This window comes from Corallococcus sp. CA053C (genome assembly GCF_003611675.1).
In the GTDB taxonomy this organism is placed as follows: domain Bacteria; phylum Myxococcota; class Myxococcia; order Myxococcales; family Myxococcaceae; genus Corallococcus.
In genome coordinates, this window is record NZ_RAWA01000912.1 from 1 (window position 1) to 406 (window position 406).

At 68.2% G+C, this 406-nt stretch carries 1 protein-coding gene; it reads left to right on the forward strand.

Going from position 1 to position 406, the window contains the following annotated elements; translation table 11 throughout:
• The coding region (locus D7V97_RS45230) for a hypothetical protein (RefSeq protein ID WP_199729298.1) at nt 1–262 on the forward strand (262 nt) is incomplete at its 5' end.
• Nucleotides 263–406: the final 144 nt, after the last annotated feature.

The following is a 406-nucleotide window of genomic DNA, read 5'->3' on the forward strand; positions in this document are numbered from 1 at the left end:
GGCCTACCTGGTGCGCCAGCTGGACATTGCCCTGAATGGTGAAGCCGCCGCAGCGCGCGAGCCGGTGCTGGCTGATCTTCTGAGCCAGTGCCAAAACGAGGTTCGCCGCCGCAGCGGCCCAGTTCTGACCACGCTTCCGATCGGCGTGCAGCACCACCTGCGGCAGGTGTTCAGCGATATGGCCGACCGCGCGCGCCTACTGGCCGACGCCGCCGTGCGTGAAGTTGTGCTGATGGGCACTCCGGAGGGGCGCTGTGGCTGACCAGGCGATCGCCGGCGCTCTGCCGGATGCAGAACTGGAGATCCTTCGCCATGCCCTGGGCGTCGGCGACTGCGGTTGGGAGCGCAGCTACCGAAATCACTTCGTCACCGGCCCAGGCGGCGCCGACCACAAGCACTGCGTGGC